26 protein-coding genes are annotated in these 26205 nt (G+C 72.9%); 12 read left to right on the forward strand and 14 right to left on the reverse strand.

The features are described 5' to 3' along the window. The first annotated feature begins 74 nt into the window (after nt 1–74). Nucleotides 75–1202, forward strand: a complete 1128-nt coding sequence (locus tag OG435_RS07780) for a PP2C family protein-serine/threonine phosphatase (protein ID WP_266876089.1) — start codon at nt 75–77, stop codon at nt 1200–1202. 49 nt (nt 1203–1251) lie between these two features. Here OG435_RS07780 and OG435_RS07785 read toward each other — a convergent pair whose 3' ends face one another. The 7 genes from OG435_RS07785 to OG435_RS07815 form a co-directional block, all read right to left on the reverse strand. Continuing rightward, a complete protein-coding gene (locus OG435_RS07785) occupies nt 1252–2820 on the reverse strand; it encodes a hypothetical protein (RefSeq protein WP_266876090.1) in 1569 nt (522 codons plus the stop codon). Nucleotides 2821–2984: 164 nt separating this feature from the next. After that, complete coding sequence (locus OG435_RS07790) at nt 2985–3179, reverse strand: hypothetical protein (protein WP_266876091.1); 195 nt, start codon at nt 3177–3179, stop codon at nt 2985–2987. 100 nt (nt 3180–3279) lie between these two features. Further along, nucleotides 3280–3939: an ABC transporter ATP-binding protein gene (locus tag OG435_RS07795; RefSeq protein ID WP_266876092.1), complete on the reverse strand. Its 660-nt coding sequence runs from the start codon at nt 3937–3939 to the stop codon at nt 3280–3282. Then, on the reverse strand, nt 3932–4822 hold the full coding sequence (locus OG435_RS07800) for an ABC transporter ATP-binding protein (protein WP_266881567.1): 891 nt from the start codon (nt 4820–4822) through the stop codon (nt 3932–3934). The genes OG435_RS07795 and OG435_RS07800 overlap by 8 nt, the downstream gene beginning before the upstream one ends. Before the next feature lie 92 nt (nt 4823–4914). Then, on the reverse strand, nt 4915–5796 hold the full coding sequence (locus OG435_RS07805) for an ABC transporter permease (protein ID WP_266876093.1): 882 nt from the start codon (nt 5794–5796) through the stop codon (nt 4915–4917). Next, nucleotides 5789–6754 (reverse strand): ABC transporter permease, encoded by a 966-nt coding sequence (locus tag OG435_RS07810; protein ID WP_266881568.1) that lies wholly within the window; start codon nt 6752–6754, stop codon nt 5789–5791. The genes OG435_RS07805 and OG435_RS07810 overlap by 8 nt, the downstream gene beginning before the upstream one ends. Nucleotides 6755–6801: 47 nt before the next feature. Further along, the gene (locus OG435_RS07815; protein WP_430625598.1) at nt 6802–8403 is read right to left on the reverse strand and encodes an ABC transporter substrate-binding protein; all 1602 of its coding nucleotides are present in this window, start codon (nt 8401–8403) and stop codon (nt 6802–6804) included. A 232-nt stretch (nt 8404–8635) separates the two neighbouring features. On the opposite strand from OG435_RS07815, the gene OG435_RS07820 reads away from it, so the two are divergent. Then, entirely contained in the window at nt 8636–9646 is a 1011-nt protein-coding gene (locus OG435_RS07820; protein WP_266876094.1) for a fibronectin type III domain-containing protein, read from the forward strand. Between the two features lie 167 nt (nt 9647–9813). Next, nucleotides 9814–11835: an ATP-binding protein gene (locus tag OG435_RS07825; protein ID WP_266876095.1), complete on the forward strand. Its 2022-nt coding sequence runs from the start codon at nt 9814–9816 to the stop codon at nt 11833–11835. A gap of 164 nt (nt 11836–11999) precedes the next feature. Here OG435_RS07825 and OG435_RS07830 read toward each other — a convergent pair whose 3' ends face one another. Then, nucleotides 12000–12185 carry a DUF5999 family protein gene (locus OG435_RS07830; RefSeq protein WP_250740159.1) on the reverse strand — a complete coding sequence of 62 codons (186 nt, stop codon included), beginning with the start codon at nt 12183–12185 and terminating at the stop codon, nt 12000–12002. 155 nt (nt 12186–12340) lie between these two features. Between OG435_RS07830 and OG435_RS07835 the strand changes: the two genes are divergently transcribed. Both OG435_RS07835 and OG435_RS07840 read left to right on the forward strand, forming a co-directional pair. Continuing rightward, nucleotides 12341–12778, forward strand: coding sequence for an SRPBCC family protein (locus OG435_RS07835; RefSeq protein ID WP_266876096.1), 438 nt, complete (start codon nt 12341–12343; stop codon nt 12776–12778). 65 nt (nt 12779–12843) lie between these two features. Continuing rightward, complete coding sequence (locus tag OG435_RS07840; protein ID WP_266876097.1) at nt 12844–13650, forward strand: LppU/SCO3897 family protein; 807 nt, start codon at nt 12844–12846, stop codon at nt 13648–13650. Between the two features lie 71 nt (nt 13651–13721). Here the strand turns inward: OG435_RS07840 and OG435_RS07845 are convergent, their stop codons facing one another. Then, nucleotides 13722–14951 carry an acyl-CoA dehydrogenase family protein gene (locus tag OG435_RS07845; RefSeq protein WP_266876098.1) on the reverse strand — a complete coding sequence of 410 codons (1230 nt, stop codon included), beginning with the start codon at nt 14949–14951 and terminating at the stop codon, nt 13722–13724. A gap of 223 nt (nt 14952–15174) precedes the next feature. On the opposite strand from OG435_RS07845, the gene OG435_RS07850 reads away from it, so the two are divergent. Continuing rightward, nucleotides 15175–15819: a TetR family transcriptional regulator gene (locus tag OG435_RS07850; protein WP_266876099.1), complete on the forward strand. Its 645-nt coding sequence runs from the start codon at nt 15175–15177 to the stop codon at nt 15817–15819. Nucleotides 15820–15997: 178 nt separating this feature from the next. Here the strand turns inward: OG435_RS07850 and def are convergent, their stop codons facing one another. After that, entirely contained in the window at nt 15998–16561 is a 564-nt protein-coding gene (def, locus tag OG435_RS07855; protein ID WP_266876100.1) for a peptide deformylase, read from the reverse strand. Between the two features lie 123 nt (nt 16562–16684). On the opposite strand from def, the gene OG435_RS07860 reads away from it, so the two are divergent. From OG435_RS07860 to OG435_RS07885, 6 genes are all read left to right on the forward strand, one after another. Next, a complete protein-coding gene (locus tag OG435_RS07860; protein ID WP_266876101.1) occupies nt 16685–17923 on the forward strand; it encodes a MurT ligase domain-containing protein in 1239 nt (412 codons plus the stop codon). A gap of 19 nt (nt 17924–17942) precedes the next feature. Continuing rightward, on the forward strand, nt 17943–18671 hold the full coding sequence (locus OG435_RS07865) for a type 1 glutamine amidotransferase (protein WP_266876102.1): 729 nt from the start codon (nt 17943–17945) through the stop codon (nt 18669–18671). Nucleotides 18672–18861: 190 nt separating this feature from the next. Beyond that, nucleotides 18862–19890 (forward strand): 6-phosphofructokinase, encoded by a 1029-nt coding sequence (locus OG435_RS07870; RefSeq protein ID WP_266876103.1) that lies wholly within the window; start codon nt 18862–18864, stop codon nt 19888–19890. 132 nt (nt 19891–20022) lie between these two features. Continuing rightward, nucleotides 20023–20961, forward strand: a complete 939-nt coding sequence (locus tag OG435_RS07875; protein WP_266881570.1) for a cytochrome c oxidase assembly protein — start codon at nt 20023–20025, stop codon at nt 20959–20961. 32 nt (nt 20962–20993) lie between these two features. Further along, entirely contained in the window at nt 20994–21152 is a 159-nt protein-coding gene (locus tag OG435_RS07880) for a hypothetical protein (protein WP_250740168.1), read from the forward strand. A gap of 88 nt (nt 21153–21240) precedes the next feature. Next, nucleotides 21241–21951: a lysophospholipid acyltransferase family protein gene (locus tag OG435_RS07885; RefSeq protein WP_266876104.1), complete on the forward strand. Its 711-nt coding sequence runs from the start codon at nt 21241–21243 to the stop codon at nt 21949–21951. A gap of 77 nt (nt 21952–22028) precedes the next feature. On the opposite strand, the gene OG435_RS07890 is transcribed toward OG435_RS07885, so the two are convergent. The 4 genes from OG435_RS07890 to OG435_RS07905 all read right to left on the reverse strand — a co-directional run bounded on the left by OG435_RS07890 (nt 22029) and on the right by OG435_RS07905 (nt 26195). After that, the gene (locus OG435_RS07890) at nt 22029–23717 is read right to left on the reverse strand and encodes an alpha/beta hydrolase (protein ID WP_266876105.1); all 1689 of its coding nucleotides are present in this window, start codon (nt 23715–23717) and stop codon (nt 22029–22031) included. 220 nt (nt 23718–23937) lie between these two features. Further along, a complete protein-coding gene (locus OG435_RS07895) occupies nt 23938–24771 on the reverse strand; it encodes an urease accessory protein UreD (protein WP_266876106.1) in 834 nt (277 codons plus the stop codon). After that, nucleotides 24768–25463 carry an urease accessory protein UreG gene (gene ureG, locus OG435_RS07900; protein WP_266876107.1) on the reverse strand — a complete coding sequence of 232 codons (696 nt, stop codon included), beginning with the start codon at nt 25461–25463 and terminating at the stop codon, nt 24768–24770. The genes OG435_RS07895 and ureG overlap by 4 nt, the downstream gene beginning before the upstream one ends. Before the next feature lie 57 nt (nt 25464–25520). Next, on the reverse strand, nt 25521–26195 hold the full coding sequence (locus OG435_RS07905; protein WP_266876108.1) for an urease accessory protein UreF: 675 nt from the start codon (nt 26193–26195) through the stop codon (nt 25521–25523). Between the last annotated feature and the right edge of the window lie 10 nt (nt 26196–26205).

The following is a 26205-nucleotide window of genomic DNA, read 5'->3' on the forward strand; positions in this document are numbered from 1 at the left end:
CACCCTGGCGGCACCCGCCCCGGCCCACGGCCGGAGCGGGTGCCGCCCGGCCGTGGGCGGTGTATGCAGGAGGCATGGACCCCTCAGCGCCGCACCCACGCACCAGCCGGTTCCGGGAATCGCGCGCGGTACTGCTGGCGGTCCCGTTCCTGCTGATCGCCGCCGTGACGGTGGTGGACGTCCTGGCCCCGCCGGACGTCCACCTGGGTCCCTTCCTGGTCGCCGCCCCCGCTCTCACCGCCTCCTTCGCCGGGCCCCGGACGACCGGGCTCGTCGGCGCCGTGGCGGTCCTCGCGCAGGTGGGGGTGGCGATCGCGCGCACCTCCCTGACGGACCTCAACCACACCTTCCAGATCATCGCCCTCGTCCTGATCTCGGCCTTCGTCACCTTCTTCGCACACTTGCGCGAAGTGCACGAGCGCCAGCTCACCCGCCTTCGCTCCGTGGCCGTGGCGGCGCAGCAGGTGGTCCTACGACCGCTGCGCGACCGGATGGGCCCGCTGCGGATCGCCTCGGTGTACCTGTCGGCCGAGGCCGAGGCGCAGATCGGCGGCGACCTGTACGCGGCCGCCCGCACCGCCGAAGGCACCCGGCTGCTCATCGGGGACGTCCGCGGCAAGGGGCTGGAGGCGGTCGGGGAGGCGTCCGTCGTCCTCGGAGCCTTCCGGGCCGCGGCCCACCTGGCGGCCGACCTGCCCGGCCTGGTGGGCTACCTGGAGGCCGCCGTGGCCGCCGACCCGGACCGGGGCGCGGAAGGCTCCTGGGGCCCCGGACGCCCGGACGAGGGGTTCACCACCGCAGCCGTGCTCGACATCCCCGACGGCGAGCCCTCACTGCGGCTGGTCAGCTGCGGGCACCCGCCGCCGCTGCTGCTGCGCGGGGGCCGGGCCGTCCCGCTCCAGGTGGACCACCCGGCGCCGCCGCTGGGTCTGGCCGAGCTGGCGGACACCGGGTTCACCGCGCAGCCCTTCGCCTTCGAGCCGGGGGACGTGGTGCTGCTGTACACGGACGGCGTCATCGAGGCCCGCGACGCGTCGGGGGCCTTCTACCCGCTGCCGGAGCGGGCCGCGGACTGGCCCGGAGACGGCCCGGAGGCCCTCCTGCGCCACCTCTGCGCGGACCTCCTGGCCCACACCCCGAACGGCCTCCTGGGCGACGACGCGGCGATGGTGGCCATCGAGCGCGTGGGCCCCGTGCCGTGAGCGGGGACCCGTCCGGTGGACGGGTCCCCGCTCGGGCTCGCCTCGAAGCTCAGCGGCCGTCGCGGACCGCGACGATGCCGTTGAAGACGCCGACGTAGGCGGTCCCGTCGGGGCCCAGCGTGATCGGGGCCCAGTTGTTGTCGTACAGCGGGCCGGTGCCGGTCAGCTGGCGCCAGCGGCGCTCGCCGGTGCGGAAGTCGACGGCCGTGAGGTACCAGGCGTCGATCCCCCAGACGTTCGGCTCCTTCTCGTAGAAGTACAGCAGCCCGTTCGCGGTGGAGAGCTTCGGGACCACGGAGGGCGAGCGGATCGCGCTCTGCCAGACCGTGTCGCAGCCGCTGCCGTCGGCGCGGACGTCGATGCGGCTAACGCCGCCGACGACCGACTTGCCGAGGACCAGCGAGGTGACGTTCTCGTAGCCGTAGTTGTTCTCGACGACGATGCTGTTGCCCCAGGTGATCAGGGAGTTGTCGGTGGTCGAGGCGCCGGACTGGAAGACCGGGACCTTGCACACCAGGCGCTGCCCCTCGGGGACGTCCAGGCCCCGCTTGAAGACCAGGACGTTCATCCGGTCGTCGGCGTTGTCGGTGATCGCGACATAGCCGTCGCCGAAGAGGTCCGGGGTGGTGCCCGAGCCCTGGTTGACCGAGCCGGGCTTGGTTCCCGTACCCCGGTCGTAGGTCTGGCGCCACTGCGCGACGGGGGTGCCGTCGGCCGAGGCGGCGAAGCTGTACAGCGCGTGGTCGGTGACGATGGAGACGCCGTCCTCGCCGACCGAGAAGGAGTTCTGGATCTCCTCCCCCGGCAGCCGGATCGAGCGGATCACCGAGGTCGCCGGGTCCACGGTGCCGACGCGGCCCTGGCGGGTGACCCACCAGATGCGGCCGTTCCAGTCGGGCATCACCGAGGTGACGGGGTCACAGGTGCCGGTGGGCCACAGGTTGGTCCAGTCGACGCAGTCGTGCGGGACCTGGCCGGTGAGGTCCCAGTCGTTGTCGACCGTGAACTGCCAGCTTCCGTCCGCCTTCTGGGCGTGCGAGAGGCGCAGGACGTGCTGGCGGGAGTCGGCCAGCACCGCCCGGTCCTGGTTGTCCAGGTAGAAGTAGGCACCGCCGGAGGTGTCCTTGAAGATCTTCGAGAAGTCGAGCGAGGTGATCGCCTGGACCGTCGAGGAACGCTGCGGGAGCTGGTACTCCGCGAGCGTGGCGAGCGTACGGGGCTCCAGCAGTTTGACCTTGAAGCCGCCGAAGGTGCCGCAGACCGTGACCAGCCGGCCGCCCGAGTCGAAGGTGGCGGTGGCGCATTCCCCGCCGAGGGCGGCGATCTTCTCGCTGGTCACCTCCGGGTCCTTGCCGAGCGGTCCCGACCAGGGCGAGGTGGCGCTGCCCGCCGCGTCGGAGTGCATGCCGCTGCGGCCGTTGGGCGCGAGGAAGGGGTGCTGCGGCGGGGCCTCGCCGGGGAGCGGGGCGGCGGTGGCGGGGCCGCCCTGGTAGTGGCTGATCAAGCGGCGGCCCGGGGCCAGGGGTATCTCCTCGGCGGCGGCCGGCGAGACCCCGTACAACACCGCACATGCGGCGAGAGCGGGTGCCACGGCGCAGTTCAGCGCTCTTCGGAACATCCGGACTTCCTCCTCATCCTCGACTGTCCTCGACTGCCGAAGGGTTCTATTGACATTGCGTCTGACATCGCGCCGGGGCCAGACGCTAGATCGCACTGCCTGAGGAGTCCATGGAAGAGCCGGATGATTCACGAAGGCGCAACAGTTGATCAATTGACGGGGCGTCAGGGTTTGAAGCCGCTGACCACCCCGGCCGTGGCCGAGACCCCGTTGTGGATGGTCTGCGCGAGGCTGCTGCTCGCGAGGTAGAAGCCGAGCAGGACGCAGACGAGCGCGTGCGAGAACTTGAGGCCGCCACCACGCAGGAAGATCCACGCGAGGACGAGGAGCAGGACGAGGACGGAGAGGGAGATCACCATCGGAACACCTCCTTACGCGCCGCCATGGTGGCGCAGCGGGAGGGCCCTTCGGGCGAAACCCGTGTCCGCCAAACGGGTGTTGACCGTCCGTGACCGGCGATCAGTCCTTGACGATCTCCTCCCAGTGAGCCGTTCGCGCGCACCAGCGTCCGAGCAGGACGGGATCGTGCCCCACCGCCAGCAGGCCCGCGCCGGACTCCGCGCGGTACTCCTCCACCACGCCGACCAGCGCGGCCGTGGTGGACGCGTCGAGCATGGCGGTCATCTCGTCGCACACCAGCCAGCGCGGCCGCAGAACCAACGCCCTGGCCACACAGGCCCGTTGCAGCTGCCCGTCGCTGACCTCGTGGGGCCGCCGGCCGAGCAGGTCCGCGCCGAGGCCGACCCGGCCCGCCAACTCGGGTACGACGGCCTCGATTTCGCTACGCCGACCGGTCGCGCGGAGCGGTTCGGCGACGAGCTCGCGCAGTGTGAGCCGGGGATCCGCCGCCAGCCGGGGCTGCTGGAAGACCATGCCGACCGAGGTGCGCAGGGCGCGCGGCGCCCGGTGCCGGAAGCCGGGCACGGCGCGGCCGTCGAAGGCCACGGTCCCCCGCTCGGGCCGGTGCAGCAGGGCGGCGACCCTGGCCAGCGTGGACTTCCCGCAGCCGCTGGGGCCCAGCAGTCCGAGGGATTCCCCGGGGGCGAGGCTCAGGTGGGCGTCCCGTACGACGGGGGCCCGGCGGTCGTAGCCGGCGGTGATGCCGGTCAGCTCAAGCATGGTGGCAGGCCACCCCTTCGGTGAGCGCGGGCCGCTCGGCCCGGCAGCGGGAGTCGGCGCGCGGACAGCGCGCGGCGAAGGCGCAGCCGGCCGGGAGCGCGCCGAGCTCGGGCGGGGCGCCCGGAACCGGGGTGAAGGCCCGCTCGGGGAGGGCGTCGAGGAGTCCGCGCGCGTAGGGGTGACGGGGGCCCGGAACGCCGAAGAAGGCTCCGGCGGGGGCGGTTTCCACGATGCGGCCCGCGTACATGACGGCCACGGTGTCGGCGATGCGGTGGGCCGCCGCGAGGTCGTGCGTGATCATCAGCAGCGCGCGCCCGGCGTCCCGGGTGTGGGCGCGCAGCTCGTCGACCGTGAGGTGGACCAGGTCCCGGTCGAGGCCGGTGGTCGGCTCGTCGGCGAGCAGCAGGGGCGCGTCGCCGATCAGCGCGAGCGCGGTGGCGGCCCGTTGGGCGAGCCCGCCGGAGAGCTCGTGGGGATGGCGGTCGAGGTGGGTGGCGGGGAAGGACACCCGCTCGGCCGCCGCTTCGGCGGCCTCGCGCAGCGCCGCCCCGGCCGTCCCCTTCAGCTCGCGGACGGTCTCCTCGAGGTGGGAGCGGATGGTGCGGACCGGGGTGAGGTGCGCGGCGGGGCTCTGCGGGACCAGCGCGACGCGGCGGCCCCGGATGCTGCGAGCGAGGGTGCGCTCGTCGAGGGCGAGCAGGTCGGTCCCGTCGGCGAGCCGGGCGGCGCCGGCGGTCTCGGCGTTGCCGGGGAGCAGGCCGAGGAGGGCTGAGGCGAGCACGGACTTGCCGCAGCCGCTCTCGCCGACGAGGGCGAGGCATTCGCCGGGGGCCAGGGCGAGGGTGGCTCCGGTGACGGCCTCGACGTACCGGCCGCCGCGCATGCGGAAGCGGACGGAGAGGCGGTCCAGTGCTAGCACGGGCGGGGCGGACGCGGGGCCGGGTTCCGGAGCCGGCTCCGCGGGGACGGGGGTCTTCACAGGCTGAGCTCCGAGCGGCGGCGGGGGTTGAGGCGCTCGCGCCAGGCGCCCGCGAGGCCGGCGATGGCCAGGGTCGGGACGATCAGGAGGAGCCCGGGGAAGAGCGTGGGCCACCAGTCGCCGGCGAGCAGCGAACCGCGGGCCGTCTGGACCAGGTTGCCCAGGCTCGCCTGGTGCGCCGGCAGGCCGAGGCCGAGGAAGGACAGGGCCGACTCGTGCCACATGGCGTGCGGGACCATCAGGACGGCCGCGAGGCCCGCCTGCGGCAGGACTCCGGGCACGAGGTGGCGTACGGTCACCCGCCACCGCGAGGCGCCGCCCGAGACGGCCGCGTCCAGATAGGGCCGCGAGCGCAGCGAGAGGACTTCCGCGCGGACGATGCGGGCCGTGGACAGCCAGTGGGTCAGGGCCACGGAGACGACCACAGGCCACACCCCCGGCCGGAACATCGCGACGATGAAGATGCCGAGCAGCAGGTGCGGGATCGAGGACAGCGCGTCCACCACGCGCATGACGCACCGGTCCGGCCACCCGCCGAGCGCCCCGGCGAGCGCGCCGACCGCCGTGCCGAGGACGCTGGCGACCAGCGCCGCCACCAGCCCGACCAGCAGCGAGACGCGCAGCCCGTACACGCAGCGCAGCAGCAGGTCGCGGCCCACGTCGTCGGTGCCGAAGGGATGGGCCCAGGAGGGCGGCAGGAGCTTTGCCGACAAGTCGACCGCCTGCTGGTCGAGCCGGACCAGCGGCGGCACGAGCAGCACTGCCAGCGCGATCAGTACGACGATCACCGCCGAGGTCCGCACCCGCAGGTTCCGGGTGGAGCCGCGGTCGCGGCCGTGGGAGCGCCAGAGCAGCGGCGCCGGGGTCGTGTCAGCCATCGAAGCCCACCCTCGGGTCCGCCAGCCCGTAGAGCAGGTCGGACAGCAGGTTCCCGGCCAGCACGGCCGCCGTGGCCAGGACGGTCAGCGCGGCCAGCAGCGGGAAGTCCACCGCGGTCGCGGCCTGCACGGTGGCCGCGGCGATGCCGGGCCAGCTGAAGACGGTCTCCACCAGCAGCGCACCGGTGATCAGCTCCGGCACCCGCGACCCGATCAGGGTCAGCATCGGGAGCATGCCGGAGCGCAGCCCGTGGCCGAGCAGCACCCGCCGCTCCGCCAGGCCCCGCGCGCGGGCGCCCCGTACGGGATCCTCCTCCAGCGCGTCGGCCACGCCCTGTCTGACGTACAGGAAGAACCAGGGCAGTTGGGAGATGCCGAGGACGAGCGCGGGCAGCACCAGGTGGCGGGCCACCTGCCCGGCGGTGACCACGTCGCTGCCCGCGTCGGTGAGGCCTCCGGACGGCAGCACGCCCAGGCGCACCGAGAAGAACCAGATGGCGAGCAGGCCCAGCCAGAAGGCCGGGGCCGCTTCGAGGGTGTACGCGAGCCCGGAGACGGCCCGGTCCAGGCGCCCGCCCTGGCGGCGCGCGGCCAGGACGCCGAGCCCGGTGCCGAGCAGCACGGCGACGGCGAAGGCGCACAGCGTGAGCAGGGCCGACCAGCCGAGCCGCTCGGCGATGACGTCGGAGACGGGCTGGCGCATGACGGCGGAGGTGCCGAGATCACCGGTCAGGGCCGAGGTCAGCCACTCCCACCAGCGCGCGAGCAGCGGCTGATCGGCGCCGAGGTTGGCCCGCAGCTGGTCGAGTCCGGCCTGCGAGGCGGTGAGCCCGGCGGTGCCGGCGTAGGCCTTGACGGGGTCGAAGGGGGACAGCGCGGCGACCGCGAAGACCCCGAAGGTGACGACGACCAGCACCGGCCCGGCGAACAGCGTCCGCCGGCCCGCCATGCGCGCCATCGGCCCCCAGGGGAGCCGGTGGAGCCGGTGGAGCGAGAGGGGACGGCTCACTTCTGCTTCGGCTTCCAGCTCTCGATGTTCCACCAGGGGCCGGTTCCGAGGCCGTGGTCGTGCGGCTCGGTCTGGGTGGAGGGTCCGTCCCACCGGTCGGCCACGACGTAGAGGTGGTCGATGTGGGTGAGGTAGACGTAGCCCGGGTTCTTGACCAGCTCGCGCTGGACCGTGTCGTACGCCGCCTTGCGCACGGCCGGGTCCGCGCTCCGGCGGCCCTCCAGCAGGGCCTTGTCGACGACCGGGTTGGCGTACCGGGCCATGTTGTTGAAGCCGTCGCCGGCGAGCGCGGAGTTCAGCGTCAGGTACTGGTCGAAGTCCGGGTCGGCCGGGGAGCCGCCGCCCGCGAGGACGGCGTCGGTCCGCATCCGGGGCTCGATGACCTCCCAGCTGCCGGACTCGGTGGTGACCTGGATGCCGGCCTTCTTCGCGTCGGAGGCGAAGGCGAGCGCGTGGTCCTGGCGGAGCTTGTCGCCGGTGGTGTACCAGAGCAGGAAGGCGGCGCGGACCCCGTTCTTGACGCGGATGCCGTCGGCGCCGGGGATCCAGCCGGCTTCGTCGAGGATCTGCTTGGCCCTGGCGAGGTCGTACGCACGCTCCGTGCCGGCGGTGAACCAGGGACTGCCGGTCGGGACGGGGCCGTAGGCGGCCTTGCCCGCGCCCTCCAGGAGCTTGTCGACCATGGTGGCGCGGTCCACGGCGATGTCCAGGGCCTGGCGGACGGCCGTGTCACCGGTGACGGGGTGCTCGGTCGGCAGGGTGACGTTGCGGTAGTCGAAGGACTTCGCGGCGTAGGTCCTGAGCGCCTTGTCGCCCTTGAATCCCTTGGCCAGGTTCGGCGGCAGGACGGCCCCGTCCAGTTCGCCGGAGCGCAGCCGGGTGGCGCGCACGTCGTCGTCCTTGATGACCGCCATGGTGAACTTCTTCACCGCGGGCTCGCCGCCCCAGTAGGTGGGGTTGGCCTTGAAGCTCAGCTTCTCGCCCTTGGACCAGGCGGTGAGCACGTACGGTCCGGTGCCGACGGGCTTGGTGGTGAACTCCCCGCTGTTGACGTCCTGTCCGCCCGCGAGGTGCTCGGGGGCGATGGGTAGGACGGTCCGTTCGGCGAAGGGGGCGTAGGGGTACTTCAGGGTGAAGACGACGGCCTCGTCGCCCCGTGCGGTGACGTCCGCGATCGCGTCGAGCTCGGACTTGGACGCGTTGTTCGTCTTCGCGTCGAGGATCGTCCGGTAGGTGAAGACGACGTCCTTGGCGCCGAAGGGCCGCCCGTCGCTGAACCGCACGCCCCGGCGGAGCGCGTAGGTGTAGGTGAGCCCGTCCGCGGAGACCGTCGGCAGGGCCTCGGCCAGCGCGGGCTTCAGCTTCATGTCGGCGTCGTGCGCGAGCAGTCCGTCGAAGATCTTCGAGTTGCCGTCCTTGCCGTAGCCCAGCAGCGGGCTGAGGCTCTCCGGCTCGGTGGCTATGCCGACGACGGCGGAGTCTGCGGCCCCGGCGCCCGCCGCGGCACCTCCCCCGGGGTTCGAACAGGCTGCCGCGCCCGTGACGATCACCGCGGCCGCGGTCGCCCCGGCCATTCCCCGTACGGTCCGGGCCTTCACCTGGTGCACTTCCTTCGTTATTGCAAAGAGCTCGCAATAATGCCAGACGGGAACGGAAGGACACGAACCGGGCACCCGGGCGGGAAGGGGTCCGCAGAGGTCTTGCCCGGCCGCCGCGGGGCGTGCCATAAATGTCTAGACCTTTCCGAGGAGCAGGAACCGGAAGACCCGGAGCACCGGAAGACCCGAAGCACCGGAAGACCCGAAGCACCGGAAGAAGAGGGCGCCCGCCGTGCACGACCCCGCACCCAGCACCGCGCCGCACCCCCCGCACCGCACCCGGCGGCCGTCCGTACGGGCAGGAGCGGCGCCCGCCCTCGCCCTGCTCCTCGCGGCCGCCGCGCTGACGGCGTGCGGCGGCTCCGACACCGAGCCCCCGGCGGCTCCGGCCGGGCTCACGGCCCAGGCCGGCAGCGCCACGACCGTGCACGTCATGTGGCTGTCACCCGCACCCTCCGACGGGGTGACCTCCTTCCTCGTCTACCAGGCGGACCGGCTGGTCCGCGAACTGCCCGCCGACAAGACGATGACGGACATCACCGGCCTCACCCCGCGGACGGCCTACGCGTTCACCGTCCGCGCCCGGGACGCCGCCGGGAACACCTCCCCGGCCGGCCCGGCCGCCTCCGCCACCACCCCCGCCGCCACGGCCGAGGACCGGCGGGCCCCGACCGCGCCGCCCCGTACGAACGGCCAGCAGCTCGGGCCCACTTCCGCCCGGCTGACCTGGGCCGCGGCCACCGACGACACGGGCGTCACCGCCTACGACGTCTACCAGGGCGACGCCCGGATCCACACGGTCGGCCCCGGCGTCACCACGACGGTCCTGGAGGACCTCCAGCCCGACAGCGTGTACACCTTCACCGTCCGGGCCCGCGACGGCGCCGACAACTCCTCCCCCGACGGCCCGGCCGTCGACGTGAGGACCCCGCCCGGTCCCGGACAGCGGAACGGCACCGCCCCGGGCGAGTTCACCGCGGCCGCCTCGCCGGGCACGGTCACCCTCACCTGGACCGCGCCGGCGACCGGCCGGGAGACCAGCGAGTACGAGCTCTACGTCAACGGCCGCCCCACCACCGTCATCCAGTTCGGCGCGGGCGCCGTCCCGGCGGGCCGGGCGGAGCACCGCCTCACGGTCGCCGAACCGCCCGGTACCGTATGGACGTTGAAGCTCCGGGCGCGGCTGCCCGACGGCACCTGGGGGGCCTTCTCAGCCGAGCGGCGGATCGTACTGGCCGCCTGAACCCCCGCGCCGCGGAGCGGTTCGCGACAACCTGTTCGTCCGATCTGGCCCGAACGGCACTACGGAGAAAGAAGATCGCGCAGAATACTCCCGTGTTCGGTGAGTACTCGGTCAACAACAATCAGGCAGATTCCATGGACGGCATTCCTGGAGCAGACTCTGGCGCCGTGTCGGGAAACCTGCCGCCGGAAACGGCGAGCTTCGTGGGCCGCGAGCGTGAACTCGGCCTCCTGTCCGACCTGCTGCGCGAGCGGCGGCTCGTGACGCTCACGGGCGTCGGCGGCGTCGGCAAGTCCAGGCTGGCCCTGCGGGCCGCCGCCGACCCCCGCCAGCGCAGGCACGACGGGGTGTGGTGGGTGGAGCTCTCGCCCCTGCGCGACGCCGAGCTGCTCACCGCCACGGTCGCGCACACCCTCGGCCTGGCCCACCAGTCCCCGCGCCCCCTCGACGAGGAACTGTGCGCGTGGATGGCCGACAAGGAGCTGCTGATCGTCCTCGACACCTGCGAGCACCTGGTGGCCGCCTGCCGGCACCTGGTGGGCGAACTCCTGCAGTCCGCACCGGGCCTGACGGTCCTGATCACCACGCGCGAGCCGCTCCGCAGCCCCGGGGAACACCTCGTCGAGGTCAGCCCGCTGCCCAGTGACGGACCCGAGAGCGACGCCCTCGCCCTCTTCCGGGCCTGCGCGCTCGCCGCCACCCCGCAGGCCGCGGCCGCCTTCGCCGACCCGGAGCGGGCGGCCCTCGCCGCGGACATCTGCCGCCGCCTGGACGGGATCCCCCTCGCCCTCGAACTGGCCGGGGCCCGGATGCGGCTGTGGACCCTGGAGCAGATGGCCCAGCGCCTCGAAGGCCGCTTCGACCTGCTCTCCGGCACCACCACCGCCCGCCTCCCCCGGCACCAGACGATGCGCACCGCGATCGGCTGGAGCCACGAGCTGTGCGAACCGGTCGAGCGGCTGCTGTGGGCCCGTCTCTCGGTGTTCACCGGGGACTTCGACATCGCCGCGGCGCGCGCGGTGTGCTCGGGCGGCCCGCTGCCCGCCGCGCGGGTGGAGCGGGTGCTGGCGGGCCTGGTGGCCAAGTCGGTGGTCCGGTGCAGCCGTGAGCGGGGCGCGGGCGCCCGCTACCGGCTGCTGGACACGATCCGCGAATACGGGCAGGACTGGCTGGCGGAACTCGGCGAGGAACGGGTCGTCGCCGACCGGCACGCCCATTGGTACGCGGCGCTCTCCAAGGCCGCCGAACCGGGCTGGATGGGGCCCGGCCAGGTGGACTGGTACCGCAGGATGACCGCCGAGCACGCGCAGCTGCGTACGGCCCTGGAGCACCTGCTCCGCTCGGACCCGACGGCGGCCCTGGAGGCGGCCGGCGCGCTCTGGTTCTTCTGGTTCTCCTGCGGCCACGTCGACGAGGGCCGGTCCTTCCTCGAACGGGCCCTGAGCAGGGGCCCGCGCTCGGGCGCCGCGTACGTCCAGGCCCTGTGGGCCCTGGGGCTCACCACCATGCTCCAGGGCGACCTGGCCACCGCCGAGGAGCTCGGCAAGGAGTGCACGGGCGCCGCGGCCACGCTGGCGGACCCCGAGCCGGAGCTGCGCGCCGCGTACCTGCACGCGGTGTCGGTGCTGATGCCGGGTGATCCCGTACGGGCCCTCGCGCTCGCCGGACCCCGGGCGCGCGGGGGGCACGGCGGCAGACCCAGCGGCGTGGGCTGGCTGCTGTGCCGGCTGGCCACCGGCTACGCCCTGTGCGACCTCGGGCGCTTCGAGGAGGCCGAGCGGGAGGCCCAGGGCCTGCGCGAGGCCTGCGCGGAGCTGGGCGAGCGCTGGCTGCGGGCGTACGCGGACTACATCCTGGCCATGGCGGCGCTGGGGCTCGGCCACCACGGGGAGGCGGCCCGGCACGCGCGGGCGATGCTGTCGGGCAAACGGCTGCTGGGCGACCGCTTCGGGATCGCGCTCGGCCTCGACCTGCTGGCGGCGGCCGTGGCGGGCCTGGGCGACGGCGAGCTGGCGGCCCGGCTGCTGGGCACGGGGCACGCCTGGTGGCGCACGGTGGGCCGGCCGCAGATGGGCTCCCCCTCGCTCACGGCCGTGCGCGACCAGGGCGAACGGCAGGCCCGGGCGGCGATCGGCGACGAGGCGTACGAAAGCGCCTTCTCGGGCGGTGCGGCGGCGTCCACCGGCTGACGGCGACCCGTGTCGTGGGCCCAGCCGGTGGCGCCGTGGCGTAACTCCGGGGCTCCCGTCAGTACGGGAGGGGTCTGCCCGACGGGGTACGCAGATCCAGGTCTCGGGGTGCGGGCTTCGGGACGGGCTTTCGGATCAGCTGCTGGCGCATGCTACCTCCTCGCTCAGACAAGGGCCGGGCGGCGGGGTTCCACCGTGCGGCCGTCGGGGAGCAGTTCACCTGTGTCGTCGAACACCACGGCGCCGTTGCACAGCAGATTCCAGCCCTGTTCGGGGTGGAAGGCCACGGTGCGTGCGGCGTCGTGATCGACGCTGTCGGCGGACGGGCAGGGGGGCTGGTGGGAGCACATGGCGCACCTCCTCGCAGTGTGGGGCGGGAGGGCCGGTGGTCACCCGGTCGAATCCGCGATCCACGGTGGCGGTGAGTATTGCTGATCGCCACCCCCGGACGGAACCCATATTCGCCGCCCAGTTCAGGGTGTGTATGCCCGCTTACGATGCGCTCATGCCCGCTATCCGGATCATTCGCCACACACTTCTCGACCCCGCGGAGGCGTGGAGGAGGCTGACGGACTGGGAACGCCACGGCGCCGCCGTCCCGCTCACCCGGGCGATCATCGAAACGCCGCCTCCGACGCACACCGGGACCCGTTTCACCATGCGTACGGGCGTGGGGAGGATCACGTTCGACGACCCCATGGAAGTGACCTTCTGGCGGCCCCCGCAGGGCGGCTCGGCGGGACTGGTCCGGCTCGTCAAACACGGCCGCGTGGTGCGCGGCCGGGCGGAGATCGAGCTCCGTCCCTCGCCCGGGGGCGGCGGCGAGGCCGAATGGCGCGAGGAACTGCGCGTACGCGGCCTGGGCCGCCCCTTCGACCCCCTGGTCGCGGCGGCTGCCCGGCTCTTCTTCACCCGCGCCCTGGACCGCCTGCTGCGGCCCTGAGCCCCGCGGTTAAGGTTCCCCCGTCACCGCACCCGGTGATCACCGCGCGACCGAAGGGGATCTCCGTGGCCACCCCGCCACCTCCGCAGGCAGGCCCGTACGGTCCGTACGCGGCCCGGCAGCCGCAGCAGCCCGGGCCGGCGGGCCCGTACGCCCCGCCGCAGTCCGCGGGCCCCTACGGTCCGCACGCGGGCCACGCGCCGCACGTGCCGCCGCAGCCGGGCCCGTACGGCTCCTGGTCCGCGCCGCAGCCCTCGTACGGCTGCCGGCTCTGCGGGGCCGGTCCGGCCGCCGAGGCGACCGTGCGCGGCCATCAGGGGATGATCGTGCTGATGCGGTTCCTGAGCCTGCGGGGGCCGTTCTGCCGGGACTGCGGGCTCGCCACCTACCGCCGCATGTCCTCGGACACCCTGTGGCAGGGCTGGTGGGGTCCCCTGTCGGCGTTCATCACGCCGGTCACCCTGCTGCTGAACCTCGGCCCGCGCGCGGCCTTCCGCCGGCTCGCTCCCCCGACGGGCGGCCACCGGCCCCCGCTCGACCCGGGCAGGCCGCTGCGCCGCCGGCCGGCCGCACTGTTCTTCCTCGTACCGGCCCTGCTCCTCCTCCTGGCGATCCCCACCCTGATCCTGATCGGCGTGCTGGCCGGGGACGACGCCCCGCGCCCGCTGGTGTCGGGGCAGTGCGTCCGCAACGTGGGCGACTGGAGCGACCAGAAGCTCCTCGTCACCGACTGCGCCGCTCCGGAGGCCCAGTACCGCGCCACCCGGCCCTCGTCGGCCCCGGGCGGGACCTGCGCCCCCGGCGACTTCCTGGCCCTGCCCGCCTACAGCCCCGAAGGCACCGTCCTCTACTGCCTGACCCCGCTGCACTGACCGGGCGACCGGCAGCGGAAGGGCCCCCGGCGCCTCATGGCGCCGGGGGCCCTTCCCGTTCGTGCCCCGCGTTAGCGGATCGGCATGCCCGAGAGGGTGCGGGCGATCACCAGCCGCTGGATCTCGCTCGTCCCCTCGAAGATCGTGTAGATCGCGCTGTCGCGGTGCATGCGCTCCACCGGGTACTCGCGGGTGAAGCCGTTGCCGCCGAGGATCTGGACCGCCTGGGCGGTGACCTTCTTGGCCGTCTCGCTCGCGAACAGCTTGGACATGGAGCCCTCGGCCGAGGTGAAGGGCTTGCCCGCGACCGCCATCCAGGAGGCCCGCCACACCAGCAGGCGGGCCGCGTCGATGGAGGTCCGCATGTCCGCGAGCTGGAAGGCGACGCCCTGGTTGTCGATGATCGGCCGACCGAACTGCGTACGGGTCTTCGCGTAGTCCAGCGCCACCTCGTACGCGGCGCGCGCCGTGCCGACCGCCATGGCACCGACGGCGGGTCGCGAGGCCTCGAAGGTGGCCATCGCCGCGTTCTTCACCCGCTCCCCGCCGCCCGCCTTGGCCCGCTCGTGGGCCCGCGCGAGCCGCTCGTCCAGCTTCTCCTTGCCGCCGAGCAGGCAGGAACCGGGGATCCGCACGTCCTCCAGCACCACCTCGGCGGTGTGCGAGGCGCGGATGCCGTGCTTCTTGAACTTCTGTCCCTGGGAGAGGCCCTTGGTGTTCGGCGGCACGATGAAGGAGGCGTGCCCCTTCGTCCCCAGCTCCGGGTCGACGACCGCCACCACGATGTGGACGTTGGCGATGCCGCCGTTGGTCGCCCAGGTCTTGGTGCCGTTGAGCACCCATTCGTCGGTGGCCCGGTCGTAGACGGCGCGGGTGCGCATCGCGCCGACGTCGGAGCCGGCGTCGGGCTCGGAGGAGCAGAAGGCGGCGACCTTCACGTCGTCGGGGGTCCCGTACATCTGCGGGATCCAGGTGCCGATCTGCTCCTCGGTGCCGTTGGCGACGACGCCGATGGCGGCGAGCCCGGTGCCGACGATCGACAGCGCGATGCCCGCGTCACCCCAGAACAGCTCCTCCATGGCCATCGGGATGCCGAGGCCGGTGGGGTCGAAGAACTGCTGGGCGTAGAAGTCGAGGGAGTAGATGCCGACCTTGGCGGCCTCCTGGATGACGGGCCACGGAGTCTCTTCGCGCTCGTCCCATTCCGCGGCGGCGGGACGGATCACGTCGGCGGCGAAACCGTGGATCCAGTCACGTACCTGCTTCTGGTCGTCGTTCAGATCCATGGTGAACTCCGCCATGTCCCCTCCATCTTTCGTCTCGCCTGCCGTACGGGTGGTCGTTCCAGCAGTGCCCATCAAGCATGTTACCAACGGTAACCCCCACTCCGACTCCAGTCTGTTACCGGCTAGTAAGCACTGTCAAGCAGCAGCGACCGAGGACCACCGATGAGATCACCGGGGTGTGCGGGGTGTTACGTTGCGTGGGCCTGAAGGACATCGCAAGGGCGGGGAGTGACACGGCATGGAGACCACACGGCAGTCCGGCGAACCGGGAGCGGGTGAGCGCCGGCGGCGGGAGCTGCTGGAGGCCGCCGACCGGGTCGTCCTCCGGGACGGCCCCAAGGCGTCCATGAACGCCATCGCGGCGGAGGCCGGGATCACCAAGCCCATCCTCTACCGCCACTTCGGCGACAAGGCGGGCCTCTACCAGGCCCTGGCCGTCCGGCACACGGACGCCCTGCTCGACTCGCTGCGCGCGGCCCTCGACGCCCCCGCCGAACGGCGCAGACGGGTGGAGGCCACCCTCGACACCTATCTCGCCGCGATCGAGGCCCGCCCCCAGGTCTACCGCTTCCTCATGCACCCGGCCGAGGACTCCCAGGCCCCGGAACGCGGCTTCGACGTCGGCCTGCACTCGGCCCCGCTGCTGCGCCGCCTCGGCGAGGAACTGGCCCAGGTGATCGGCGAACGCGTGGACCTCGGCCCCGGCGGCGAACGCCTGGCCCGGGTCTGGGGGCACGGCATCGTCGGCATGATGCACGCGGCGGGCGACTGGTGGCTCGGCGAACGCCCCTGCGAGCGCAAGGAACTCGTCAGCGCCCTCACCGACCTCTTGTGGGGCCGCCTCGCCACAGCAGGCAACCGCGCGGACGGCCCGGGCTTCTAGACACCGCCGGGCACATCCCGTACTCCCGTGCCGCCGGGCACATCCGGCGCCACCGGGGCACATCCAGCCCTGCGGACCCTCGGCCGCCCGGGCACCGCCGGGGGCAAATCCAGCCCCGCCGGCGTTTGAGGCGCGGGGTCCGGGGCGGAGCCCCGGGAACCCCGGCCCCACCGGGCCCTCACTCCCCCAGTACGTGGATCCCGGCGGCGCCCCAGTCGGTCTTCCGGATCTGCCGGCGCAGCTTGCGCGCCCGCAGCCCCGTCACCCGCTCCGCGTACACCGCACCGGCCAGATGATCGCACTCGTGCTGCAGGCACCGCGCGAAGAACCCGGTCCCGGACACCCGTACCGCCGCCCCGTCCGAGGTGACCCCTTCCACGACGGCCTCGTCGAAGCGAACCGTGGACGCCTCCAATCCCGGCAGGGACAGGCACCCCTCGGGGCCCGCGAACTCCTCGCCGCCCGTGGACACCAGCCGCGGGTTGACGATGTGCCCGACGTGGCGGACGTCCTCGTCGTCGGGGCAGTCGTACACGAACACCCGCTGCCCGACGCCGATCTGGTTCGCGGCGAGGCCGACGCCCTGCGCGGCGTACATCGTGGCGAACATGTCCTCGATGAGCCGGTCGAGGGCCGGACCGAACTCGGTGACCTCCGCGCAAGCGGAATGGAGCACCGGGTCGCCCAGCAGGCTCATGGTGCGGACGATGCCGGAGGTACCGGGGAGGGGGCGCTGTCGCATGGCCGTAAGGGTACGACGGGCGACTATATGAGGAGATCTTCGGCGGACCGGGGGCGCCGCGGTCGGGGCGCGGGCAGGTCATGGATAGGCTGGGGGCGACCGACGCAAGGAGGACAAGGGACGATGGCAGGCAACACAGAGCCGCTTTCGCCGCGGGCCAAGCTGGCCGTGACGGCGGGCAAGGCCGCGGCGGCGGTGTCGCGGGCCGCGGGACGCGGAAGCGGATCGGTGATCGGAGGCAAGGTCGCGCTCAAACTCGACCCCGATCTCCTCGGCGCACTGGCGCAGCATCTCGACGTCGTCCTCGTCTCGGCGACGAACGGCAAGACCACGACGACCCGGCTCATCGCGGAGGCCCTGCGGGCCAGCGGCCCGGTCGTCTCGAACGCCCTGGGCGCGAACATGCCCGCGGGCATCACCTCCGCCCTGGCGGGCGGCTCGGACGCCCGTTACGGCGTCATCGAAGTGGACGAGAAGTACCTGGCCGGAGTGGCCCGGGACGTCACCCCCAAGGTGATCGCCCTGCTGAACCTCTCCCGCGACCAGCTGGACCGCGCCGCCGAGACCCGCATGCTCGCGGAGAAGTGGCGCGAGGGCCTCTCGGGCTCCAAGGCGGTCGTCGTCGCGAACGCGGACGACCCGCTCATCGTGTGGGCCGCCTCCTCCTCGCAGAACGTGGTGTGGGTCGCGGCCGGCCAGGAGTGGAAGGACGACGCCTGGTCGTGCCCCTCCTGCGGTGGCGTCATGCAGCGTCCGGGCGACGACTGGTTCTGCGGCGAGTGCGGCTTCCGGCGTCCCACCCCGAGCTGGGTGCTCTCCGGTGACCACGTGCTCGACCCGCACGGCAGCGCCTGGCCGATCAGCCTCCAGCTCCCGGGCCGCGCCAACAAGGCGAACGCGGCCACCTCGGCCGCCGTGGCAGCCGTCTTCGGCGTCCCGCCGCAGGTGGCGCTGGAGCGGATGTACCAGGTGCAGGCCGTCGCCGGACGCTACGACGTGGTGAGCTTCCAGGGCCGCGAACTGCGGCTGCTGCTCGCGAAGAACCCGGCCGGCTGGCTGGAGACCTTCTCCCTGATCGACCCGCCGCCGACCCCGGTGATCCTGTCGGTCAACGCCCGCGGCGCGGACGGTACCGACACCTCCTGGCTGTGGGACGTGGACTACCCGCGCCTGGCCGGCCACCCGATCTTCGTGATCGGCGACCGCAAGCTGGACCTCGCGGTCCGACTCGAGGTCGCGGGCCTGGACTTCCGGGTGTGCGAGACCCTCGACGAGGCCGTGCAGCTGGCGCCGCCCGGACAGATCGAGCTGATCGCCAACTACACCGCCTTCCAGGACGTGCGCCGCCGCGTCGGCAACTAGTACCCATAAGGACAAGAGCATGAGCGACAACAGCCTGCGTCTGGTGTGGGTCTACCCCGACCTGCTCAGCACGTACGGAGACCAGGGCAACGCCCTGGTCGTCGAGCGCCGGGCCCGCCGCCGCGGCCTGGACGTGCAGCGCGTGGACGTACGCAGCGACCAGCCCATCCCGACCTCGGGCGACATCTACCTGATCGGCGGCGGTGAGGACCGGCCGCAGCGGCTGGCCGCCGAGCGGCTGGTGCGCGACGGCGGTCTGGAGCGCGCCGTCTCGAACGGGGCGATCGTCTTCTCCGTCTGCGCCGGGTACCAGATCCTGGGGCAGGAGTTCGTCAACGACGTCGGCGAGCGCCAGCAGGGCCTCGGCCTGCTGGACGTGGTGACCGTGCGCGGCGAGGGCGAGCGGTGCGTCGGCGACGTGCTGGGCGACATCGACCCGCGGCTCGGGCTGCCGCAGCTGACGGGCTTCGAGAACCACCAGGGCGTCACGCACCTCGGCCCGACGGCCAAGCCCTTCGCCCGGGTCTCGATGGGCCGGGGCAACGGCACCGGCGACGGCACCGAAGGCGCGTACAACGACACCGTGTTCGGCACGTACATGCACGGTCCCGTGCTGGCGCGCAACCCGCAGATCGCGGACCTGCTGCTGAAGCTGGCCCTCGACGTGAACGCGCTGCCGCCCATCGACGACCGCTGGTACGACGCCCTGCGCGCCGAGCGGATCGCGGCGGCCACGCAGCCCGCGTAGCGCTCGCGGCACCCGTTGTTCGGCCCGGATTCCCCTGGTGGGGTCCGGGCCGACGTGTTTTCGTACGACTGATCTGACCAGCATGTGGAGGATGGTTCAGTCCACCCTCGATCCGCTTGTAGGGTGCTGGGTAGTTCCAACCGGACGACGTGGTCCGGTCGTCGGCCCACGTTGCAAAGGTCCTCCTGCCATGCGCATAGGTGTGCTCACTTCCGGAGGCGACTGCCCCGGGCTCAATGCCGTCATCCGCTCCGTCGTGCACCGCGCCGTCGTCGACCACGGGGACGAGGTCATCGGTTTCCACGACGGCTGGCGCGGCCTGCTGGAGTGCGACTACCGCAAGCTCGACCTGGACGCCGTGAGCGGCATCCTGGCCCGTGGCGGAACGATTCTGGGCTCCTCCCGGGTCCAGCCCGCCCATCTGCGCGACGGCGTGGAGCGGGCCCGCGGCCACGTCGCCGATCTCGGCCTGGACGCCATCATCCCGATCGGCGGCGAGGGCACCCTGAAGGCCGCGAACCTGCTCGCGCAGGGCGGCCTGCCGATCGTCGGCGTCCCCAAGACCATCGACAACGACATCGCCTCCACCGACGTCACCTTCGGCTTCGACACCGCCGTCGGCGTCGCCACCGAGGCCCTGGACCGGCTGAAGACCACCGCCGAGTCCCACCAGCGCGTGATGGTCGTGGAGGTCATGGGCCGCCACACCGGCTGGATCGCCCTGCACTCGGGCATGGCGGCCGGCGCGCACGCCATCGTCGTGCCGGAGCGCCCCTTCGACATCGAGGAGCTGACGACGATCGTCGGCGAACGCTTCGAGCAGGGCAAGCGCTTCGCGATCGTCGTGGTCGCCGAGGGCGCCAAGCCCGCCGAGGGCAGCTCGATGGCGCTGGAGGAGGGCGGCACCGACATGTACGGCCACGAGCGGTTCGCCGGCATCGGCAACCGGCTCGCCGTCGAGCTGGAGGAACGCCTCGGCAAGGAGGCCCGGCCCGTCATCCTGGGCCACGTCCAGCGCGGCGGCACGCCCACGGCGTACGACCGCGTCCTGGCGACCCGCTTCGGCTGGCACGCCGTGGAGGCGGCCCACCGGGGAGAGTTCGGGATGCTCACGGCGCTGCGCGGCACGGACATCGTCATGGTCCCGCTCGACGAGGCCGTGCAGACCCTGAAGACGGTCCCGTCCGAGCGCTACGACGAGGCGCAGAACGTTCTGTGATCTTTCCCCTTTTCCCACCGTCACGCCCGTAATGGCCGCCCCCGGACGATTCCCGTCCGGGGGCGGCATTACTGTGGTGGGGCACCACGGGTCAAGGGAGTGAAGAGATTGAGTTACCTCGCGCACGACGGCATGGACATGCACGACATGGACCTGCCGCCCTTCACCCTCGGGCGCGGGCTGGAGTTCTCCTTCGACGCCTTCTTCCTGATCGGCTCCCTCCTCGGCCTCGCCCTGTACGGGTGGGGCGTGGTGCGGCTGCGCCGGCGCGGGGACGCCTGGCCGGTCGGCCGGACGGTCGCCTTCGTCATCGGTGTGCTGAGCGTGGCCCTGGTGATGTGCACCAAGCTGAACGACTACGGCATGGTCATGTTCAGCGTGCACATGGTCCAGCACATGGTGATCAGCATGCTCAGCCCGATCCTGCTGCTGCTGGGCGCGCCCGTGACGCTGGCGCTGCGCGCGCTGCCGCCGGCGGCCCGCGGTCACAAGGGGCCGCGCGAGCTGCTGCTGATGCTCCTGCACAGCCGGTACATGAAGGTGATCACCCATCCGGTGTTCACCATCCCGATGTTCATCGCCAGCCTCTACGGCCTGTACTTCACCCCGCTCTTCGATTTCCTGATGGGGTCGAAGACCGGTCACATCGCGATGATGGTGCACTTCCTCGCCGTCGGCCTCGTCTTCTTCTGGCCGATCATGGGAGTGGACCCGGGTCCGCACCGCCCCGGCTACGTGATGCGGATGCTGGAGCTGTTCGCCGGAATGCCCTTCCACGCCTTCTTCGGCATCGCGCTGATGATGGGCAGCGAGCCGATGATCAAGACGTACGCGAACCCGCCTGCCTCCCTCGGCATCGACCCGCTGCTCGACCAGCAGTGGGGCGGCGGCATCGCCTGGGCCTTCAGCGAGATCCCCTCGGTACTGGTGCTGATCGCGCTGGTCTACCAGTGGTACCACTCGGAACAGCGGGCGGCGAAGCGCTCCGACCGGTCCGAGGAGCGCAACGGCGACCAGGAGCTGGCGGCCTACAACTCGTATCTCGCCTCGCTCCAAGCGCGTGGCCAGTAGCGCGGAACCACCTTCAGGCGCCACCATGGGGCATGACCGGATCCGTGAAGGCGATGGCAGTGATGACCTTCGCCTCTCTGGTGGCGATCGCCACGTATTCCGTGGCCCTCGGAAGCAACGGCTGGCTGTGGTTCGGCTGGGTCGTGCTGGGGCTGCTCACCGCGGGCATGGCGGCCTCGGGCGGTACCTGAGTAGCTACCTGAGTAGCCGCGCCCTGCTCCCCCTGACGTGCCGTCCGTAGGATGTCCCTGACCACGGGACGTCGACGGGAGCCGCCTGGTGTTCTACCACTTGCTCAAGCACGTGATCCTGGGGCCGCTGCTGCGGCTCCTGTTCCGGCCCCGCATCGAAGGACTGGAGAACATTCCGGAGGACGGGGCCGCGATCATCGCGGGCAACCACCTCTCCTTCTCCGACCACTTCCTGATGCCCGCGATCCTGAACCGGCGCATCACCTTCCTCGCGAAGGCCGAGTACTTCACCGGACCGGGCCTGAAGGGCCGGCTCACGGCCGCCTTCTTCCGCAGCGCCGGTCAGATCCCGGTGGACCGCTCCGGCAAGGACGCCGGTCAGGCGGCGCTCCGCGAGGGGCTCGGGGTGCTGTCCAAGGGCGAGTTGCTCGGCATCTACCCGGAGGGCACCCGCTCGCACGACGGGCGGCTCTACAAGGGCAAGGTCGGAGTCGCGGCCATGGCCCTGGGCGCCGGGGTGCCGGTCGTCCCGTGCGCGATGGTCGGGACCTTCGAGATCCAGCCTCCGGGGCAGAAGATCCCCAGCATCCGCCGGGTCACGATCCGCTTCGGACGGCCGCTGGAGTTCTCCCGGTACGCCGGGATGGAGGGCGAGCGGGCCGTGCTGCGGGCCGTCACCGACGAGATCATGTACGAGGTCCTCTCCCTGTCCGGTCAGGAGTACGTGGACCGGTACGCCGCCGAGGTGAAGGCGGAGGAGGAGGAAGCACGGAAGAAGGCCCGGCGCAGGACACGCTGAGCCTTCTCCCGTGCGGTGCGCGGCGGTCCCCGCGGCCCGGTCCGGTCAGTGCCCGGACCGGGAAGCGGAGGGTGCTGCTAGCGGATGGCCGGGAGCTCGTCGATCGCCCGCTGGTCGGCGGCCGGGGCCGGCGCGATCAGCTTGGCGGCGACGGGGGCCGGAGCCACCGGGGTGGCGTGCGGGGCGCACGTCACGTCCTGGGCGTCCACCTTGCCGGTGAGCAGGTAGGTGTCCACGCGGGTGTTGATGCAGGGGTTCACCAGGTTGGTGACACCGTGCGAACCGGCGTCCTTCTCGGTGATCAGACGCGAGCCCGCGAGCCGCTTGTGCAGGGAGACCCCGCCCTTGTACGGCGTGGCGGCGTCGCGCTCGGACTGCACGATCAGCACCGGCGGCAGGCCGCGGTGGGCGCCGACCCCGACCTCGATCGCGTTGTGCTGCTTGGACTTCCAGGTGGCGCAGGGCAGGTTCATCCACGCGTTGGCCCAGGTCATGAAGGGGTACTGGGCGTGCAGCTTGGAGTTGTCCCGGTCCCACTTGGACCAGCTGGTGGGCCACTTGGCGTCGGCGCACTCCACCGCGGTGTAGACCGCGGTGCCGTTCTCCGCCGCGGCGTTGCCCTGGATGTCGCTCATGTCGGGCGCGATGGCGTCGATCAGCGCCTGCTCGTCCCCGGCCTCGTACGCCGCCCAGGTCTGGGCGACGGGCACCCAGGAGGAGTCGTAGTACGGGGCGCTCTGGAAGAAGCCGATGAGCTCCGCCGGGCCGACGATCCCGCCGAGCGGGTTGGCCTTGGCCTTGGCGCGCAGCTTCAGCCACTTGGCCTCGACCGCGGCGCGGGTGGTGCCCAGGTGGAAGGAGGCGTCGTTCTTGGCGACCCAGTCCTCCCAGTCGTTCCAGCGCATCTGGAAGGCGATGTCCTGGCCGAGGTTGGCCTCGTACCAGATGTTGTCGCGGGACGGGTCCACGACGCTGTCGACGATCATGCGGCGCACGTGCGTCGGGAACAGGGTCGCGTAGACCCCGCCGATGTAGGTGCCGTAGGAGACGCCGAGGAAGTTCAGCTTCTTCTCGCCGAGGGCGGCGCGGATGACGTCCAGGTCACGCGCGACGTTCGGCGTGGTCATGAACGGCAGCATCTCGCCGCTGCGCTCCTTGCAGCCGTCCGCGTACTCCTCGGCGAGCTTGCGCTGGGCGGCCTTGTCGGCCTTGCTGTCCGGCACCGGGTCGGCCTTGGGGGCCTTGACGTACTCCTGCGGGTCGATGCAGGAGATCGGCGCGGAGTGGCCGACGCCGCGCGGGTCGAAGCCCACAAAGTCGTACGCCTTGGCGGTGTTCACCCACAGCGGGCTGTTGGTGGTGGTGCGGCGCGGGAAGCGCATGCCGGAGCCGCCGGGGCCGCCCGGGTTGTAGACGAGCGCGCCCTGGCGCTCCTCCTTGGTGCCGGTGCTGACGGCGCGGTCGACCGCGAGGTCGATCGTCTTGCCGAAGGGCTTGCTGTAGTCGAGCGGGACCTTCACATAGCCGCACTGGATGGGCGCCGCGAAGCCCCAGTCGGGCGGGCAGTCCTTCCAGTCGATCCCGGCGCGCGCCGCGCGGGAGGCGGCGATCTGGGTGCCGATCGCCTCGGCGATCGGGGTGTCGCGGCCGTAGGACCCGCTCTCGAAGCTCTGCGAGGCCGACGCGGACGGGGCGAGCAGCAGGCCCGCCGCCAGCGTGCCGGTGATCAGAGTGGCGGCGCTCCCCAGCGCCGCGTTGCGTATCACGTGGTTGTTCCCCCTGCGTCATCTGCCGCCGTGGGCGGCGAGGTTCGTGCCGGTCCGGATGTGCGTCGGCATGTGCAGGGGATACTTCCGCCTGACCAGGAGCGGGCGACAGAGCGCGGGGCCGTTCTTTGCCAACCCGATATCCGGAAATGGGTGTACCGCTGAGCGGTGCCCGGTTCCTCCCGGGATCGCGGGCCGTCGGCCGGCGCCCGCCGCGGGGTCACCAACCGTAGGCCGCGCAGGCGGAGTCGAGCAGTTCGCGCAGCCGCAGCGCGTCCGGCGCCAGGGCCGTGACCAGGACGGCGGGGCCCGCCAGCGGGGTGACCGCGGCGAACTCCCCCAGCATCCCGGCCGGCGGCGGGGTCCTCGCGAACTCCGGGTCCACCACCAGCAGCTGGCCCAGCGCCCGGTGGCCCGCGAGTCCCGCCGGGCCGTCCCAGCCGCCGGGTGCGCTGGGTCCGCAGGCCAGCTCCTGGTCCAGCAGCGGTTTCCCGTCCCGGGTCACGGTGAGCCGGGCGCGCAGCAGGCCCGGCGCCTCCCCGCTACGGCCGAGCACCTGCTCCTCGCGCAGCAGGAGCCGGGCGGTCGGGGCGAGTTCGGCGCGGGTGCGGACCCGCAGGTCGCTGCCGCGCACCGAGACGAGGGGCTCCGGCAGCCAGCGCACCGCCGCTCCGTCCCCGAGCCGGAGCCGTACGTCGTACCGCGCGGGTTCCCCGTGCCGGCCGGGCAGCGCCAGGGTGGCCGCCGCCGAGCGGAGCACCAGCCGGGCGCCCGGCCCGGCGGTGGCCTCCACCCTGAGGTGGTCACCGCCCAGCGGGGCGCTCATGGCGCCGACCAGCATGACGCCCGCCTCGCCCGGCCCGCCCCGGGTGCGGCGCAGGGCGAGCGGTCCCTCCCCGGCCAGCAGCGGCAGGGCGGTGGAGCCCCGGCCGTCGGAGGCGGCGGCGATTCGGGCGGTGGCGCGCAGTCCGGCCGGAGCGGGGGCCGGGGGGCCGGCGGGGGCCCGGCCCGTCGCCGTGGGGGGCGCCGCCGCCGGGATCACCGTAGGGCTCATCGGGCGGTCCAGGCGGCGATCCGCTCGCGCACCCAAGCGGCCACCGGGGCCACGCCCTCCTCGCCGCGCAAGGACTGGAAGGCCACGGGCAGTTCGCCGCGCTGCTCGGCGGCGTCGCGGGCCATCCGGCCCAGGTCCGAGCCGACGTGGGGAGCGAGGTCGGTCTTGTTGACGACCAGCAGGTCGGCGGTGGTGACGCCGGGGCCGCCCTTGCGCGGGATGTCGTCGCCGCCGGCCACGTCGATGACGAAGATCTGGGCGTCGACCAGGCCCCGGGAGAAGGTGGCGGTGAGGTTGTCGCCGCCGGATTCGACGAGGATCAGGTCGAGCCGTCCGTTCCCGTGGAAGGCCTCCTCCAGTTCCTCCACGGCCTCCAGGTTGGCGGAGATGTCGTCGCGGATGGCGGTGTGGGGGCACGCGCCGGTCTCCACGGCACTGATCCGCTCGGGCGGCAGGACGGCCTCGCGGAGCAGGAACTCCGCGTCCTCGCGGGTGTAGATGTCGTTGGTGACCACGGCCATGGACAGCTCCGCGCGCAGGGTCCTGCAGAGGGCGGCGACGGTGGCGGTCTTGCCGGAGCCTACGGGCCCGCCGAGGCCGATGCGCAGGGCCCTGCGGGTACCGTCCGCGCGCAGCGGCTCGGCGCTGTGGGTGTGGCGGTGCGGGAAGGTCACGCTGTGGTCGAGGTGCATGGGGGTCTCCTTGTGCTGAAGCAGGGGGGTGCGGGGCCTGCGGGGGCCTCGCGGGGATCAGGAGGCGAAGAGGCGTACCGGCCAGTCGGCATGGGCCTGCGCCGCGATGTCCAGCAGCGGCGAGGAGGCCGCGGGCAGGGTGTGCGTGCCTTCGGCGCCGGCCCGCAGCGCGGCCCGCTCCGCGTGCCGGGACACGGAGTCCAGCTCGGGGGCGAGCCCGGCCAGGACCCGGCTCGCCTCGAAGGGGTCCAGGCCGAGCAGCCGTACGGTGGCGGTGGCCGGCCCGCTCACGCTCTCGTACGCCGCCACGTGCGCGGCGTCCAGCGGCCGGAGTCCCGCCGACCGGGCGGTGACGCCGAGCACCACGGGCTGGTGCGCCCCGCGCGGGAACGCGGCGGCCAGCGCGTCCAGTTCCGCGCCGGGCCAGGTGGCGCGGGCGGCCCGCATCAGCTGGCGCCCGAGCCGCCGCCCGGCGGCGCGCAGCGCGGGCGACGGGGTCCGGGCGTCGGCGGCTTCGTCGAGGGCCGCCGGGTCGATCCCGAGGGCGGCCGCCGCGGCGAGGCCGGCCGCGACGAGCCCGGCGGTGTGCAGCCGGCCCCGGCAGAACTCCGCCAGGGTGTCGGCGTCGTGGATCCGGCCCGCCTTGCAGGCGGCTTCGGCCCCGCCGGAGTGGGCGTGGCCTCCGGCGGGAAAGCGGCCGTCGGCGAGGACGAGAAGGGTGGCGAGGCTCATCGGAAGGCCC

This window comes from Streptomyces sp. NBC_01264 (genome assembly GCF_026340675.1).
Lineage (GTDB): Bacteria > Actinomycetota > Actinomycetes > Streptomycetales > Streptomycetaceae > Streptomyces.